Source organism: Flavonifractor sp. An9, from assembly GCF_002161245.1.
Classification (GTDB): domain Bacteria; phylum Bacillota; class Clostridia; order Oscillospirales; family Oscillospiraceae; genus Flavonifractor; species Flavonifractor avicola.
In genome coordinates, this window is record NZ_NFHC01000040.1 from 1 (window position 1) to 14,119 (window position 14,119).

The following is a 14,119-nucleotide window of genomic DNA, read 5'->3' on the forward strand; positions in this document are numbered from 1 at the left end:
AGATAGTCGCGCCCCAGGCGGCTCATGTCCTTTATGACGATGGCCTCCACCCGTCCGGCCTCGACTTCCTCCATCATCGCCAGAAAGCCGGGACGGTCAAAGCGGGTTCCTGATACGCCATCATCGGTGAAGTGGGTGGGGTTCGGCAGCCCGTTCCGGCGGGCAAAGTCCTCCAACATCTTTTTCTGGTTCGATATGGAGTTACTCTCGCCCTGTAACTCATCATCGCGGCTCAAACGCTCATACAGAGGGGTGATTTTCTCGTTTCTCATGGCTGTACCTCCTGAAATGAAAATGCTCTAAGTGACTGCTTCACTAACCATGACAAAAACCATGATTAAGAAGTCACTTAGAGCATACATCTCCCGCAGCCAGCTTGTACTTTTTGTACTGACGGACGGCGAAGTGGTTGGGCTTCTCTGCCTCCAGCGCGTCAAACATCAGGTCCACGGGGTTCTTGAACTCCTCGTCATCCTCCCGGACCTCCATCGCGTTGATGAACTCGATGAGGGTGGAGAAATTCTGTTCCTCCACCGGGGCCTCGTAGTGGATATACCCAATGAGGGCGCAGTACAAAAGCGTCTCGGCCTTAACCCAAAAATCGTCCCCGGCCTTGCCCTCGCCCTTGGTGTTGGCGATCAGCGTCGTGACCAGTTTCAAGATGTCCTTTTCGGAGTGGATGTAGGCAAAGGGATTATAGTGCATGGACTTCTTGAAGTTGATGGTATTGAGGACTTTGATCCGATAAGGCTCATAGATGTCCTTGCCGTGCTTATCCTTCATGGGCTTGCCGTCCTTGCCCAGCTTGGGTGTGCCGCGCTGAAGCATTTTGCCGCACTCCACCAGGATGGTGCCTTTTGGGTCTGTCACCACATAGGAGCTGTGCATCTGCATCAGGTTCGGTTTCAGCCAGAAGCGGGTCTTGCCGGAACCGGAGCCACCGATCACCAGCACATTTTTGTTTCTGGCGGTCTTGGGGTCCTTGGGGCGGCTGTTCATGGTCAGGCTCTCGGTTTTAGTCAGAATCACATTGTTCTGGAACACCGGGTCGATGTAGGGTGCGATGTCCTCATGGGTGCCCCAGCGGGCGCTGCCATACTCCATACCGTGCCGGTACTTCTTGGCGTTCTTGCTTTTGAGATACACGGCCAATCGCAGGCCAGCGCCGCAGCACAGCCCCACCAGCAGGTCCAAAGGGTGCAGGCTGGGCCACCAGCTGGCCAGCGCCACCGGCAGCGTGGAGAAGAACGAAAGCATTTTTGCCGAAGCGTCCGCACCCACGGCCATCCGCCATCCTTCACCGAAGTTGGTTGCGAACAGCCCCATCAGGATATAGGGCATATTCAGCAAAAGGAGCTTTTTGATGTCAAGTTGCTTTTTCATCTTCATCGTTCCAGCTCCTTCCGCTTGTTCCGGTCCACAACGGCGTGTTTCACCAGCTCTTTGAACTGGCTCAGCTTTGCCAGCACGGACGGACGCTCTGTTTTCTGCGCCTTTCTGACCTTCTTGCCGGTGTACTCGGTAAAGGCAGCGGTCAGGGCATCCGCATCGCGGCCTTTGAAAAAGATCAGGTACTTGGGCGGGGAGCTGCTGCGGTCCTTCTTCACCGCATAGTCAACGCCGTATTTCCGGGCGATCTTTTCAAACTCCTTGATGGAGGGGTCGGTGATCTCGATGTTGGAAACGCCCTGATTCTGGCCGATCAGCTGCTTCACCGTCTGTTTGCCGTGGGGAATCACGGGGGTATCCCGGCTTTTCTGCTTTTGCAGCTTCTTTTCCTTGCGGTGGGCAAGGTACTTGGTGATGGCGGCCTTAAACAGCCGCCCGGTAAACTTTGTTCCGCTGACTACCAGCGTCAAAGTCCTGTTTTCCACTTCCTCCTGCATAGGTCATCGCCTCCTTTCCACGGATTTTGCAGGGGTGGCGCTTGATACTAAGGCGGGACCACCAGCCGCCGCAGCAGGTATTTCATCATGGCAGGCTCCTTTCAACGCAGCTGATCGGAGCGGTCATAGTACAGATGTCCCTGGCGCACCTTGGCATGGCTGAGAATCTTGATGTGGCCCTTTTCCTGGTTCTCCAGGCTTTTCTGGTATCCGGCCTCCGTCAGAAACAGGCGGGTCCGTTCGCCTTTCCAGCCCACCGGCGAATCGTGGGTCAGCACATCGAAGATAATCATGTGCCGGGTGTCCTCGGCAAACCGCTCCAAATCCATGTACTCATGGCCGTGGTAGTTCTGCGCCCCGGCCTTGAGCCGCATTTCCTCCATCAGCTGGCCCACGGTCTTACGCTCAGGCATGGCGCGCACCTCCTTTCCCGCGTCCCTGGCCTTTCACAGTCAGGATACCGTCCAGGGTGGTAGCGGTGATCCGCAGGCGCTCAGCGGTGGCGATGTCATTCTTCACGGTCTCGTCGATGCCGTGGCCGCAGACCACCAGCACATGGGACCGGCGCAGATAGTCTCGCACCATATCCAGCCCGTCCTTGTGTTCCTGGGGAATCTCGTCCTTGAGGAAGGTGGACAAGAACAGAACCGGGCAGATGGGCGAATACCCGGCGTCGTACACCTGGCGGCAGTAGGTGGCAGCGTTCTCGGCGTTCTCATACTGGTTGTTGCTCCAGGGAGCCGTAATGTAGGCAAGAGGTCGTTTCATGGCAAAATCCTTTCTCCCGGTATTGCCGGGCAACAGAAAAGCGGCTGTTTACCAGCCGCCTGTGTTCATATCGTGATTGACTTGTACGGTGTAGTGATTGCTGATCGTGGTGGGCGCGTTGAACAGCACTGCAAGCAAATACTGTTTCATATTGCGGACCTCCGTGGTGTTTTTCTGCATACCGTCCATGACAAATCGGATATGCTCGCTATCCAGCTTCAAGAACCGGGAGCGCACGACTTCATGGGGAAAGTCGCTGCCAGCGATCCGAGTGGTTTTACGTTTGGCACAAACGGTCTCCACCATCAGCTCCACAATCTCGTCCAGGTCCTCACGGTAGGTCGAAAACTCTCTGCACAGATAGTCATACTCGATGTTCTCCAGAATCAATTCCCGATAATTTTCTATCTCTGAGACAGACATCGCATCCCTTCCTTTCCGTTCCGGCAGCTGTGCTGCCGCTGTTTCCCGGAAGGGAATGGAATCGGTACTTGCTCCATGAGTATTTTGTTTTTGAGTATTTGGTTTCTCTATATTTAATTCTGCGGGCTTTTCCGTATCCGGTTTATCCAGATACGGGTTTTCCGTATCTGGTGAAGCCGTATCTGGTACAGCCGTATCCGGCCTTGGCGTTTCTGGCTGCCTGGGCTGGGGTTTCTCATAAATCACATACTCGGTGTCGCTGATCCGGCCTTGTTGGTCCCGCAGCTGGTTCCGCACGATGTAACCGGCGGTTTCCAACTCCCGCAGCGCACTGCCGATGGCATCAACGCCCTCCTTGCAGATTTTCGCAAGTCCACGGGTAGTATAGTTCCAGTCATCAGGCAGGGATAACATCATGGAAAGAAGCCCCTTTGCCTTGAGGGATAGTTCGTGGTTCCGCAGGTGATGATTGCTCATCACGGTATAATCTTTGGTCCGTTCAATGCGAAAAACGGCCATTGACTTCACTCCTTTCTAATTTTAGGGCATGAAAAAAGCCACAATCCTTCGTGAAAAAGACTGTGGCTTTCAGCTGTTTTTGTTGTTCTGCCAGGGCCGGTAAGGACGCTTGTACTTCGGCGGATGACTGAACATCGGCTCATGCTCCGAAAACGGGAGGGTCTGCAAAACCCGGTCAATGTCGGTGGATTCCATATCATACTGGGACTGGCAACTTTCCCGGATGGCATCTTTGATGCTCTGGACAGTACACATATTCATTCCTTTCCTTTCGTAGTGATAATGAGTTTACGGGTGGCGGCGGCGCTTGTCCGGTTTGAAGTCGAGCACATGGCCCTCGATCACACGGGCATACCGCTTGATTTTGATTTCCCGACGCTTCTGGCTTACGAGGGCGGCCTGATACCCGTCCTCCGTAAGAAACAGCCGCATATCATCGCCGGGGCAGCCGTAGGAACAAGGGCGCTGAACGGAAAACTCGATCATCCAGCGGGTGCTGTCCTGAAAACGCTCTACGGCCAAGATATTGTGTCCTTTCAGCTCACGGGCTGAAATATCCCTCATAGGCGGCTCCTTTCATCGTTCCTGGTCTCTCTGGCGCTTCTTCTGCCACGCCTCCAGCAGTTTGATAATGGTTTCCTGCATCCGCTGGGGCGTATAGCTTTTGGGGAAATACTTCCGCAGGGTGTCGGAGGTGAAAGTCACTTTGTCGAGATCACTTTTCTTTTCCTCACCCATGATGACGCGCATCATATCGAGGGTCAGATGTCCCTCCTGGCTGTATTTCTTGAGTCGCTGAGCCTGGGAGAGAGAGGGGGTAGCCTGTTCGCTGTCCATCGCGTCCAGCAAATCCCGCTGTTCTTCTTTTTTGAGAAAGGACAGCTCATAAGCCGGATTGAGGGCGATTTTCTTTTCATCGACCATATCCAGCAGTTCGGGAATCAGCTCCGTCAGGCGGATATAGCGCTGCACCTGGTTCCTACTCGAACCAGCCTGCTGCGCCAACAATTCATCTGCACGCAACTTCGTCCCAAGTTGGGACGAAGTTAAGTCCCCCCGTGCGCCTTGGTGTTTCATAGCCTCCAGCTTCATCTTGTAAGCAAAGGCCCTTTCGCTGGGGAGCAGGCTTTCACGTTGTAAGTTGCTGTCCACCATGATGATAGTGGCAGCATCATCGTCCAGGTCTCGGACAATGACAGGCATGGTTTCTTTCTCGGCCAGCTCACTGGCCCGGTGCCGCCTGTGACCGGCAACCAGCTCATAGCCGCCCTCCGGGTCCGGGCGGGCGATCGCCGGAACCAGAACACCATACTGCCGAACGCTGTCGGCGGTCTCCATCATGGCCTCGTCATCCTTGACTTTGAAGGGATGCCCCTTAAATGGGTGCAGCTCAGACAGCGGAATTTCCTGTATCTTCTCCAGCTTGGCATCCTGGCGGCTTTCCTCGGTGGAAAACAAATCATCGTATGGAGCAAGCTCTACTTTTTTCGCGCTGCTTTTCAAGTTTTATCACCTCCTGGGTCAGATTTTTGTACCCCTCGGCCACCTTGCCATTGGGGTCATGAGCAAAAATGCTCTTGCCCTCGGCGCTGATTTCCTTTGCCCGGACGGAATGGGGAATCTCGGTGCGGAACACCTTGATTTTGCTGCCATAAGTCTCCCGCAGCAAGGCAGCGATCTCCTTGGCAAAGTTGGTGCGGTTATCCACCATCGTCAGCAGGATGCCGTCGATCTGGAGCTTGGGATTGATCTGCCGCTTCACCTTGTTTACGGTCTGGAGCAGCTGTTCCAGGCCCTTGGCAGGCAGATACTCCGCCTGGACGGGGATTATGACCCTGTTGGCGGCGGCCAGGGCATTGACCGTGAGCATACCCAGGGAGGGCTGACAGTCAATCAGGATATGGGAATACTGTCCCTTGAGCGTGTCCAGATACTGCCGCAGGATGGTCTCACGGCTCATGGCGTTCACCAGGGAGACCTCCATGCCGGAGAGCTGGATGTCGGCAGGCATCAGGTCAACGCCCTCCGGGTGGTGCAGGATGCCCTCGCCGGGGCGCAGCGGCTCGTCCATCAGGATACGGCCCATCGCGTCGGACAGGGTAAAGGGCAGCTTGTCCGGCTGGGGGTGGCCCAGGCTGATGGTCAGGCTGCCTTGCGGGTCCCCGTCGATCAGCAGCACTTTCTTTCCGGCCTGCGCCAGCCCAATCCCCAGGTTCGCGCAGGTGGTTGTCTTGCCAACGCCGCCTTTCTGGTTGGCGATGGCGATGATTTGCGTGTTCAATGACTTCACCTCATTTCTGAATTGTTCTATGGCTTCTGGAAATAGAAAAAGCCGCCACTTCAAAAATTGAAAGTGACGGCCTTTTCTTATCCCGGAATGAAATTCCCCGGAAACGCAAAAAGCGCCCAGTAGAAAATACTGAGCGCTTGGCGATTAGATTTATTCTCTTTTGTTCAAATTAGGTCAAATTCAGACAAACCGTTTTCACGAAAAAGGTCTCTTGGAGATGTATAAATAAACATCCCCTTGGCATCCCAAAATCGCGTCTCGGTTGTCCTATTTTTTAACCCATAAGCCCTCTTTTTGGGGTGGTTGTCCACCATTTAACCCATAGAAAACGGGTTAAAAGAGGCTTCGTTCTGTCAAATTGCGTCAAACCATTTGAAAAGGAAAAACCCCGGAAACCGCGTAGTTCCGGGGTTTTTGACCACTTTTGATAAAGTTTAGCGCTTGCTGAACTGCGGAGCGCGACGGGCAGCCTTGAGGCCATACTTCTTACGCTCCTTCATACGAGGATCGCGGGTCAGGAAGCCGGCAGCCTTCAGGGCAGCACGGTACTCGGGGTTGACCTGCAGCAGGGCACGGGCGATGCCGTGACGGATGGCGCCGGCCTGGCCGGTCACGCCGCCGCCGGTAACGGTGGTCTCGATGTCCACCTTGCCCAGGGTGTCGGTGGTGGCCAGAGGCTGACGCACGATCAGCTTCAGGGTCTCCAGGCCGAAGTAATCGTCGATATCACGGCCGTTGATGGTGATAGCACCAGTGCCGTTGGGGAACAGATGCACGCGGGCCACGGAGGACTTCCGGCGGCCGGTGCCATACAGATAAGGCTTCTTGCTCTTATACATTCCTTTGTACCTCCTGCTTAGTTGGCCGCCCAGGCTTCGGGCTTCTGGGCGTTGTGGGGATGCTCGGCGCCGCGGTAGATGTGCAGGCGGGACAGAGAATCCTTGGTGATGATGTTGCGGGGCATCATGCCGCGGATGGCCACACGCATGGCCAGCTCGGGCTTCTGCTGCATCAGCAGGCGGTAGGGGGTCTCCTTCAGGCCGCCCACCCAACCGGAGTGGGTGCGGTAGTACTTCTGCTCCAGCTTCTTGCCGGTCAGAACGGCCTTCTCGGCGTTGACGACCACGACGAAGTCGCCGCAGTCAGCGTGAGGAGTATACTCGGGCTTGTGCTTGCCGCGCAGCAGGTTGGCCGCGGTAGCGGCAGTCTTGCCCAGGGGCTTACCAGCCGCATCGAGGATATACCACTTGCGGACGATGTTCCCCTTGTTGGCCATAAAAGTGGACATGGTGAAACCTCCAATTTTGATGATATCTTAAAAAATATGTCTAAACAGAATACAGGCCCCAATCTTTACGATTGGAGCGTTTTGTATTATAATACCTTGGCCACGGAGTGTCAACACGTTTTCCGATTTTTTTAAATAGAAAAAGTGTATGCTCTTGAAATCGCGTGATATCTCTTTTTTTCTCTTGAATGCTCCATTTCGATTTTCAATTTTTTGAGGTGCCTATGAACAAGATTTTGAGCTATGTCCGCCGCTGTGTGGAGGATTACGACATGATTCAGGCCGGAGACCGCATTGCCGTAGGGGTGTCCGGCGGCAAGGATTCTCTGGTGCTGCTCACCGCTTTGGCCCGGCTGCGGGAGTTCTATCCCAAGCCCTTCACCGTGGAGGCCTATACCCTGGACATGGGCCATGTGGACGGGGGAGAGGGGATGGACTTTGCCCCGGTGGCCGCCTACTGTGAGCAGATTGGCGTGCCCTTCACTCTGCTGCCCTCCGAGATCCACCATATTATCTTCGACCTGCGGAAGGAGAAAAATCCCTGCTCCATGTGCGCCAAAATGCGGCGGGGCGCCCTCCACAACGCCATCAAGGAGCGGGGCATCAGCAAGATCGCCCTGGGCCACCACTTTGACGACGCGGTGGAGACCTTCTTCCTGTCCCTGTTCTACGAGGGACGGCTGTCCTGTTTCCAGCCGGTGACCTGGCTGGACCGGATGGGCATCAGCCAGATCCGGCCCATGCTCTACTGCGGGGAGGGGCTTATCCGCAACGCCGCCCAGCGCAACCACCTGCCGGTGGTGTTCAATCCCTGCCCCGCCGACGGCTACACCAAGCGGCAGGAGGTCAAGGAGCTGATCCACACCCTGGACCAGCAGTACCCCGGTTTGAAGAGCCGGGTGTTCGGGGCCATGCAGGGCCTGCCCCTGCCCGCCTGGGGGCCGGTGGAGCACCGCCGGGTGCCCCTGCCCGAGGGATAACATCCAAACTAAAACAGCCGCTGCGGAAGCTTCCGCAGCGGCTTTTGCGTTTAAGGCTCTTTCAAAAACTGTTCCACCGCCCGGACGGCCTGGGTGAGGAAATCCCCCTCCATATCCAGCCACAGCACGTCGCGGTCCCGGTTGAACCACTGGACCTGCCGCTTGGCAAAGCGCTTGATGGCCCGGCCCAGCTCGTCCTTCAGAGCGTCCAGAGAGGGGATCTCCCCCTTCAGGTAGCGGAGGATGTAGCGGTACTCCAGCCCCAGACCCTCCAGGAACTCGTCGGTGGCCCCGGCTTCCCGCAGACCGGCCACCTCCTCGATCATGCCCGCATCAATGCGGGCCTGGAGCCGGTCGTCGATGCGCTGACATACTGTTTCCCGGGGGAAGTTCACCCCCAGTTTATTCCACCTAATTTTCCGGCTGCAGCCGTTTATTTTGTAAAATAAAGGTAGGAAACAGGAGGGCGCATTTGAGGGTTTCCGGCGGAAGAAATATGTTATGCAACCCAAATTTTGTACCCAAAGAAGTAGGGATAGTAGTCAAATTTCACAAAACGACCATTCGTATTCCAACCATCCATAACAAACAGGTATTTGGCGCCAGTGTTGCTTTCGGCATAACCGAAATTCATTACACAATGTCCTTCACCCTTATCAAAGATACTATCGTTGGTATGGAGCACAAGATGAATTGGACAATGATCTTTGAGAGCTGTTTGGTAAGTACTATAAGAAGAACCATCGGAGAGCATCTTATATGACCAAGTTCCTTTGCCAGATGGCTCGCGGAAGAAAGAAGCGTATCCGTCTATTATATTGACATCGAGAGTCCCATGTTCAGTGCTGGTTACCATGGTTTCAAACAAAATGTCAAAAATAGCTTTTGCTTTATTAGAGTCCGAACTTTCGGAAGAAACTCTGTTCATAACACTGGAGCAGCCACGCTGTTTACCCCAATACCAGAGTACATTGGTTGCAGCGGTAGGGGTGCAAACGCCACCTGAGGAAAATTGAGACATCAACCAGTAATCATCGCCTGCGCCAAATTTCTTTATCATGAATGTAGAGCCATCTTTAATGTTGGCTTCGGACCAGTCAATAATACCATTATAAATATTGACTTCACTACCCGAAGAAATACTGTTGGCCGCGTGGAGATCGCTTTGATCATAAACGGAGTACAGAGAACCCCATTGGTTCTGAACATAAAGCTGACCTGCTCCGGTATAAAGGATTTTGGCGTCGTGCTCGGAGTTACTGGTAAGGCTGTTGGTGATTGGAATAAGTTCATTCAAAGCAGAATTGGTAGTCAGCGGCCCAGATCCCTCAAAAGCAAATTCCACAATGGGATCTTCGCCGGAAATTAGACTCAGTAATACATATCCGGCAGCAGTCCCATTATCGGTAAAGGTTACATAGTAGCCGGTGAGTTGATCACTAGAATCATATAGATGTATAAAATTATCAATGGTTATGGCCTCGTTGTTTTGTGAAGTGGTCATAAAGTGCAATGCGTAGCGTTGGACTTCGCTATCTGGAATGATATTACTATTGGTCGTATTATCGGTTGCAAAGGCTGGGATGCCAAGGGAAACACAAAGAGCGAGAGACAGTAAAAATGACAATAACTTTTTCATAATAAGCTCCTTTTGCAAATATGAGTGGCACATGGTATAATACTTGTATATAACAATGTATTAGGGAGAAAAGTGCCAGGTCCTAGTTTAATGAAGGAGGAATTGCAATGAAAAGCCATAAAAAGATTCTTTTGGTAGCCGCACTATTGGTTGTAGTTGTGGCCGTGGTCGGTGGAAGCTATGCTGCATATCGGGTTTACTATGTGCAAAAAAGTTACTATCCAATGGCAGGAGAAGTCACAATTATAGATAAGTCTGAGTCCAGGGATGACCATTATATTGTGATTCAAGAAGCAACCGGCGAACAATTTACTCTATCGTGCAGTGAAAGTGACTATGAGCAGGTAAAGATAGGAGACACGGTAAACTGTGAGCGCAATCAGAGTATTGTAACACATAAAGGGGAAGTGCATAAAATAGAAACGATTAGTAAAACATGGGACTAACCTCTTTCTGATTATTATTGCCTGCTATAATGGGGGATCGCACTCAATACTATACAGTGTTTTAGACCGCCGGTCAGCGAGGAATAAGGATCATAACAGAAAGTGAAGAAAAATAATTTTGACCACAGCTACCCCCATAATCCGCATAAGAGCGTACAAAAGCACTTTCGCACTGACATTCCATGTGGTGTCAGTGCGAAAGTGCTTTTATGTATTTTTCAAAGAAGAGAATGAAATGGGGGCGTTAGTGGCTCTATATGTCTATTTAGACAGAAATACTGTACACTGTATTTGCGTTATGACAGGTTCTTTTTACTGGCCCTTCAAAAACCGCTCCACCGCCTGGGTGGCCTGGGTGAGGAAATCCCCCTCCATGTCCAGCCACAGCACGTCCTTATCCCGGTTAAACCACTGGACCTGCCGCTTGGCAAAGCGCTTGATGGCCCGCCCCAGCTCGTCCTTCAGAGCGTCCAGAGAGGGGATCTCCCCCTTCAGGTAGCGGAGAATGTAGCGATACTCCAGCCCCAGGCCTTCCAGGAACTCGTCGGTGGCTCCAGCTTCCCGCAGACCGGCCACCTCCTCGATCATACCCGCGTCAATGCGGGCCTGGAGCCGGTCGTCGATGCGATGACATACTGTTTCCCGGGGGAAGTTTACCCCCAGCAGCAGGCAGCGGTAGCGGGGATGGGCCTGAGGTGCCTCCCAGCCGTCGGCCAGAGCCTTCTCCACTGAGCGCACCAACCGCTGGTGGTTGTTCTCCTCCCCGTTGGCCAGGGTGACCCCCGTCTTCTCCCGCAGGATAGCGTACAGTTCCGCAGCGGTCTTGCCCTCCAGCTCCGCCCGCAGGGCGGGGTCGGGGGTGGCATCGGTGAAGGCAAAGCCCTCGGTTACAGCCCGGACGTACAGCCCGGAGCCTCCCACCAGGAAGGGCACCTTCCCCCGCGACAGAATGTCGTCGATAGCGGCGTAGGCCCCCACCTGGAAGTCGGCCACCGAGTAGGGCTGGTTGGGGGCCACCACGTCCAGCATATGGTGGGGCACACCGTCCATCTCCTCCTCGGTCACCTTGCCCGTGCCCAGGTCCAGGCCGGTGTACACCTGCCGGGAGTCGGCGGACACGATTTCACCGCCAAAGCGCTTGGCCAGCTCCACCCCCAGGCCGCTCTTGCCGCAGGCGGTGGTGCCCAGCACTACCACCAGCTTGGGCAGCTTCTCCCCGGTCAGGGCGGCCAGCAGGGCGGAGCAGCCGGCGTGCACATCCCGCCAGGTGGCCTCAAAGTCGCCGGAGTACCAGGGATCGGAGATGTCACGGTCCTCCCCAATATAGGACAGCAGGGCCTTGACCTTGCCGTCCGGATCGCCGCCAAAGAGCCGGCGCATATTCCGCAGGTTGGCGCTGTCCATGCCCAGGAACAGGTCCCATCGGCCGTAATCCGCCCCATTGAGCTGGCGGGCGGCGTGGCCGGAGCAGCTGATGCCATGTTCGGCCAGCTTCCGCCGGGCGGGGGGGTACACCGGGTTGCCGATCTCCTCGGCGCTGGTGGCGGCGGAGGCAATGGTGAACTGATCCTCCAGCCCTGCCTTCCTGACCAGATCCTTCATCACAAACTCGGCCATAGGGCTGCGGCAAATGTTGCCGTGACATACAAAAAGCAGTTTTTTCATGCTGTCCTCCCGGGAGCGGCGTTACTGCGCCGCAATGTAAACCCATTCTACCACACTTTTGGCCTGAAAAAAAGCAGGCGCGTTTCGCGCCTGCCGTGTTTACAGCAGAAGGGCCAGGATCCAGCACGCGGTGGCCCCCAAGGCACCGCCGGCGGCATAGACCGGGGCGGGGATCTTCCGGCACACCCGCCGCCAGCCGGAGGAGCGCTTGAGGTAGCCGTCGGCCGCCCGGCGGGCCTCCTGGAGCACCGCCTCGGCGGAGGCCCCCTTGCCGAAGGCGTCCTCCTTCACGATAAAAATGGCCTGTTCAAAAAATCGGGGGTCGGGGGATTTCACCACAATGACCTGCCGGGATACGCCCTGTACCACCTGCCCACATCCTTTCCTGTTTTGTACCAGTATTTCCAAAAACCACTGGCCCTATGCAGGCAGGAAGGGATTGGCGCACATAACCGGCCCGCTGCCGCCGTACACTACCTCCAGTGAGATTGGAGGGGTAGGTATGAACAGACGCAGGCGCATCGCGGCACTGGCTCTGGTGTTCGCGGTCAACATTTCCCTCATCGCCTTTGCCCAGCAGGCCCAGGCGGCCACCTACCGCCAGGGCTCCAGCGGGGAGCAGGTGCGGGTGATCCAGACCAAACTGAAGAACTGGGGCTACTACGACGGGGCGGTAGACGGGGTATTCGGCAGCCAGACCACCCAGGCGGTCAAGTATTTTCAGCGGAAAAACGGCCTGACCGCCGACGGCATCGTGGGGCCTGCCACCCTGAAGGCCCTGGGAATGTCGGGCGGGGGTTCGCCTACCCAGGATACCAGCGTGGATCTGCTGGCCCGGGTGATCTCGGCGGAGGCCCGGGGGGAGCCCTACAGCGGCCAGGTGGCGGTGGGGGCGGTGATCCTCAACCGGGTGGAGCACCCCTCCTTCCCCAACACCATCGCCGGAGTGGTGTACCAGCCGGGTGCCTTTACCTGTATGGTGGACGGCCAGTTCAATGAGCCAGTGGCAGAATCGGCGGTGCGGGCGGCCCGGGACGCCCTCAACGGGGTGGACCCCAGCGGCGGGGCCATCTATTATTTCAACCCCGCCACCGCCACCAGCAGCTGGATCTGGAGCCGGCCTCTCATCCTCCAGATCGGCAACCATCGGTTCTGTGCCTGAGCGCGGGCGGCCTCCGCCCGCTACATATCAAAGGGCCGCCCGGTACAGAGGCAAGTAGCGTAGCACGCCGTCCACCCGCTCCGAGGAGAAGAGGGTGAGCCGGTTTACCTCCGTTTCCAGGGTGGGGAAAAGTCCGGGGATGGTAAGGGGCTCCAGCCCGGCGGGAGAGCGCACCTTCCGGGCCAGGGTGATGTGGGGGCGATAGGGCCGCCGTTCCGGGGAAAAACCGGCCTCTCTCAGGGCGGCCTCCAGCTGCCGCTGGGCGGCCATCAGGCCGGGGAGGGGCTCCGCTCCCAGCCACCAGATATCTCCGCCCTTTTTGGAAAAGCAGCCGGGAGAGGCGGAGCGGAGGGCAAAGGGGGGCGCGTCCACCTGGTCCAGGGCGGCGGCAGCCGCTTCCGTCCGGTCGGTCTCCCCCAGAAAGACCAGTGTGAGATGATAGTTGTCCCGCCGGGTGAAGTTGGCCCGCACCCCCGCCTTCTTCAGCGCAGCGGCCCCCCGGTCCAGCGCTTCGCGCCAGACGGTTGGCAGCTCCACGCCCAGAAACAGACGCATAAAGACCGCCTCCTTTGCCCACAGTATAGCAAAGGAGGCGGTCTGTTACAAGGATCAGGGCTCCATGTGGCGGCCCAGGAAGCCGGCGATGGTCTGAACCAGCTTGTACTGGGTCTCGCTGTCGTGGAGAGCTCCCTCGGTACCGGCAAAGAGTACGCAGCCCAGCACATCCCCTTCCGAGAGGATGGGGGCGGCGCAGGACACCAGATAGGTGTCGTTGCCCTCGCACACGGGGACGGGAGCGGAGCCCTCCTTATGCTGGTAGATCTGGCGGCCCTCCATGATCTGCTCCAGGGCGGGAGAGATCTGCTTGTCGGCCAGATCCCGCCGTCCGCTGCCGGCCACGGCGATGCAGCTGTCCCGGTCGGTGATGACGGCGATCTCGCCGGTGGTCTTGTTCAGGGTCTCGCACATATGGCCGGCAAAGTCCCCCAGCCCGCCCATGAGGGAGTATTTTTTAAAGATGACGCCGCCGTCCTTGTCGGTGTAGATCTCCAG

20 protein-coding genes and 2 pseudogenes are annotated in these 14,119 nt (G+C 56.2%); 3 read left to right on the forward strand and 19 right to left on the reverse strand.

What is annotated here, in order from left to right:
• The 12 genes and pseudogenes from B5G40_RS15985 to rplM all read right to left on the reverse strand — a co-directional run.
• Positions 1-272 (reverse strand): recombinase family protein (locus B5G40_RS15985; RefSeq protein ID WP_158099564.1); only part of this gene is annotated, 272 nt, incomplete at its 3' end.
• A gap of 91 nt (positions 273-363) precedes the next feature.
• Positions 364-1,383 (reverse strand): annotated as a pseudogene (locus tag B5G40_RS15990) (type IV secretory system conjugative DNA transfer family protein); the annotation flags it as partial.
• A 2-nt stretch (positions 1,384-1,385) separates the two neighbouring features.
• Complete coding sequence (locus B5G40_RS15995; protein WP_002576352.1) at positions 1,386-1,886, reverse strand: PcfB family protein; 501 nt, start codon at positions 1,884-1,886, stop codon at positions 1,386-1,388.
• A 101-nt stretch (positions 1,887-1,987) separates the two neighbouring features.
• Entirely contained in the window at positions 1,988-2,299 is a 312-nt protein-coding gene (locus tag B5G40_RS16000; protein ID WP_002576353.1) for a DUF5720 family protein, read from the reverse strand.
• Positions 2,292-2,654, reverse strand: a complete 363-nt coding sequence (locus B5G40_RS16005; RefSeq protein WP_002578791.1) for a hypothetical protein — start codon at positions 2,652-2,654, stop codon at positions 2,292-2,294. Before B5G40_RS16005 ends, B5G40_RS16000 begins: the two co-directional genes overlap by 8 nt.
• 48 nt (positions 2,655-2,702) lie before the next feature.
• On the reverse strand, positions 2,703-3,596 hold the full coding sequence (locus B5G40_RS16010; protein WP_002576355.1) for a DUF6017 domain-containing protein: 894 nt from the start codon (positions 3,594-3,596) through the stop codon (positions 2,703-2,705).
• Between the two features lie 69 nt (positions 3,597-3,665).
• Positions 3,666-3,857: a hypothetical protein gene (locus B5G40_RS16015; RefSeq protein WP_002576356.1), complete on the reverse strand. Its 192-nt coding sequence runs from the start codon at positions 3,855-3,857 to the stop codon at positions 3,666-3,668.
• Between the two features lie 27 nt (positions 3,858-3,884).
• A complete protein-coding gene (locus B5G40_RS16020) occupies positions 3,885-4,160 on the reverse strand; it encodes a DUF5720 family protein (protein ID WP_002576357.1) in 276 nt (91 codons plus the stop codon).
• Between the two features lie 12 nt (positions 4,161-4,172).
• The gene (locus B5G40_RS16025; RefSeq protein ID WP_002576358.1) at positions 4,173-5,099 is read right to left on the reverse strand and encodes a ParB/RepB/Spo0J family partition protein; all 927 of its coding nucleotides are present in this window, start codon (positions 5,097-5,099) and stop codon (positions 4,173-4,175) included.
• On the reverse strand, positions 5,056-5,877 hold the full coding sequence (locus B5G40_RS16030) for a ParA family protein (protein ID WP_087400628.1): 822 nt from the start codon (positions 5,875-5,877) through the stop codon (positions 5,056-5,058). The genes B5G40_RS16025 and B5G40_RS16030 overlap by 44 nt, the downstream gene beginning before the upstream one ends.
• 443 nt (positions 5,878-6,320) lie before the next feature.
• Positions 6,321-6,725, reverse strand: a complete 405-nt coding sequence (gene rpsI / locus B5G40_RS16035) for a 30S ribosomal protein S9 (protein WP_087188633.1) — start codon at positions 6,723-6,725, stop codon at positions 6,321-6,323.
• Positions 6,726-6,742: 17 nt separating this feature from the next.
• Positions 6,743-7,174, reverse strand: coding sequence for a 50S ribosomal protein L13 (gene rplM / locus B5G40_RS16040; RefSeq protein WP_087188632.1), 432 nt, complete (start codon positions 7,172-7,174; stop codon positions 6,743-6,745).
• Positions 7,175-7,398: 224 nt separating this feature from the next.
• On the opposite strand from rplM, the gene B5G40_RS16045 reads away from it, so the two are divergent.
• Positions 7,399-8,154 (forward strand): tRNA lysidine(34) synthetase, encoded by a 756-nt coding sequence (locus B5G40_RS16045; RefSeq protein WP_087271298.1) that lies wholly within the window; start codon positions 7,399-7,401, stop codon positions 8,152-8,154.
• A 50-nt stretch (positions 8,155-8,204) separates the two neighbouring features.
• Here B5G40_RS16045 and B5G40_RS16050 read toward each other — a convergent pair whose 3' ends face one another.
• A complete protein-coding gene (locus B5G40_RS16050; protein ID WP_275533064.1) occupies positions 8,205-8,666 on the reverse strand; it encodes a tRNA dimethylallyltransferase in 462 nt (153 codons plus the stop codon).
• Positions 8,654-9,793 carry a C39 family peptidase gene (locus B5G40_RS16055; protein WP_087330675.1) on the reverse strand — a complete coding sequence of 380 codons (1,140 nt, stop codon included), beginning with the start codon at positions 9,791-9,793 and terminating at the stop codon, positions 8,654-8,656. Before B5G40_RS16055 ends, B5G40_RS16050 begins: the two co-directional genes overlap by 13 nt.
• 107 nt (positions 9,794-9,900) lie before the next feature.
• On the opposite strand from B5G40_RS16055, the gene B5G40_RS16060 reads away from it, so the two are divergent.
• Positions 9,901-10,239 carry a hypothetical protein gene (locus B5G40_RS16060; protein ID WP_087271308.1) on the forward strand — a complete coding sequence of 113 codons (339 nt, stop codon included), beginning with the start codon at positions 9,901-9,903 and terminating at the stop codon, positions 10,237-10,239.
• Positions 10,240-10,551: 312 nt separating this feature from the next.
• On the opposite strand, the gene miaA is transcribed toward B5G40_RS16060, so the two are convergent.
• The 3 genes and pseudogenes from miaA to B5G40_RS16075 all read right to left on the reverse strand — a co-directional run bounded on the left by miaA (position 10,552) and on the right by B5G40_RS16075 (position 12,273).
• Positions 10,552-11,496, reverse strand: a complete 945-nt coding sequence (gene miaA / locus B5G40_RS16065; RefSeq protein WP_242959472.1) for a tRNA (adenosine(37)-N6)-dimethylallyltransferase MiaA — start codon at positions 11,494-11,496, stop codon at positions 10,552-10,554.
• Positions 11,470-11,904 (reverse strand): annotated as a pseudogene (locus B5G40_RS16070) (low molecular weight protein-tyrosine-phosphatase); the annotation flags it as partial. The gene miaA and the pseudogene B5G40_RS16070, both read right to left, overlap by 27 nt.
• Positions 11,905-12,003: 99 nt before the next feature.
• Positions 12,004-12,273 (reverse strand): translation initiation factor 2, encoded by a 270-nt coding sequence (locus tag B5G40_RS16075; RefSeq protein WP_204247496.1) that lies wholly within the window; start codon positions 12,271-12,273, stop codon positions 12,004-12,006.
• A gap of 133 nt (positions 12,274-12,406) precedes the next feature.
• Between B5G40_RS16075 and sleB the strand changes: the two genes are divergently transcribed.
• Positions 12,407-13,066, forward strand: coding sequence for a spore cortex-lytic enzyme (gene sleB / locus B5G40_RS16080; protein WP_087400630.1), 660 nt, complete (start codon positions 12,407-12,409; stop codon positions 13,064-13,066).
• Between the two features lie 27 nt (positions 13,067-13,093).
• Here sleB and thpR read toward each other — a convergent pair whose 3' ends face one another.
• Both thpR and B5G40_RS16090 read right to left on the reverse strand, forming a co-directional pair.
• Positions 13,094-13,621 (reverse strand): RNA 2',3'-cyclic phosphodiesterase, encoded by a 528-nt coding sequence (gene thpR, locus B5G40_RS16085; RefSeq protein WP_087400632.1) that lies wholly within the window; start codon positions 13,619-13,621, stop codon positions 13,094-13,096.
• Positions 13,622-13,675: 54 nt separating this feature from the next.
• A partial coding sequence (locus B5G40_RS16090) for a stage V sporulation T C-terminal domain-containing protein (protein WP_087400634.1) occupies positions 13,676-14,119 on the reverse strand: 444 nt, incomplete at its 5' end.

Bases quoted from the DNA above. Each gene is read 5' to 3' on its own strand.
- B5G40_RS16060 (WP_087271308.1), top strand. From the start codon at position 9,901: ATGAAAAGCCATAAAAAGATTCTTTTGGTAGCCGCACTATTGGTTGTA.
- rplM (WP_087188632.1), bottom strand. From the start codon at position 7,174: ATGTCCACTTTTATGGCCAACAAGGGGAACATCGTCCGCAAGTGGTAT.
- B5G40_RS16015 (WP_002576356.1), bottom strand. From the start codon at position 3,857: ATGAATATGTGTACTGTCCAGAGCATCAAAGATGCCATCCGGGAAAGT.
- B5G40_RS16045 (WP_087271298.1), top strand. From the start codon at position 7,399: ATGAACAAGATTTTGAGCTATGTCCGCCGCTGTGTGGAGGATTACGAC.
- B5G40_RS16005 (WP_002578791.1), bottom strand. From the start codon at position 2,654: ATGAAACGACCTCTTGCCTACATTACGGCTCCCTGGAGCAACAACCAG.
- B5G40_RS15995 (WP_002576352.1), bottom strand. From the start codon at position 1,886: ATGCAGGAGGAAGTGGAAAACAGGACTTTGACGCTGGTAGTCAGCGGA.
- B5G40_RS16055 (WP_087330675.1), bottom strand. From the start codon at position 9,793: ATGAAAAAGTTATTGTCATTTTTACTGTCTCTCGCTCTTTGTGTTTCC.
- B5G40_RS16000 (WP_002576353.1), bottom strand. From the start codon at position 2,299: ATGCCTGAGCGTAAGACCGTGGGCCAGCTGATGGAGGAAATGCGGCTC.
- B5G40_RS16010 (WP_002576355.1), bottom strand. From the start codon at position 3,596: ATGGCCGTTTTTCGCATTGAACGGACCAAAGATTATACCGTGATGAGC.
- sleB (WP_087400630.1), top strand. From the start codon at position 12,407: ATGAACAGACGCAGGCGCATCGCGGCACTGGCTCTGGTGTTCGCGGTC.
- rpsI (WP_087188633.1), bottom strand. From the start codon at position 6,725: ATGTATAAGAGCAAGAAGCCTTATCTGTATGGCACCGGCCGCCGGAAG.
- thpR (WP_087400632.1), bottom strand. From the start codon at position 13,621: ATGCGTCTGTTTCTGGGCGTGGAGCTGCCAACCGTCTGGCGCGAAGCG.
- B5G40_RS16020 (WP_002576357.1), bottom strand. From the start codon at position 4,160: ATGAGGGATATTTCAGCCCGTGAGCTGAAAGGACACAATATCTTGGCC.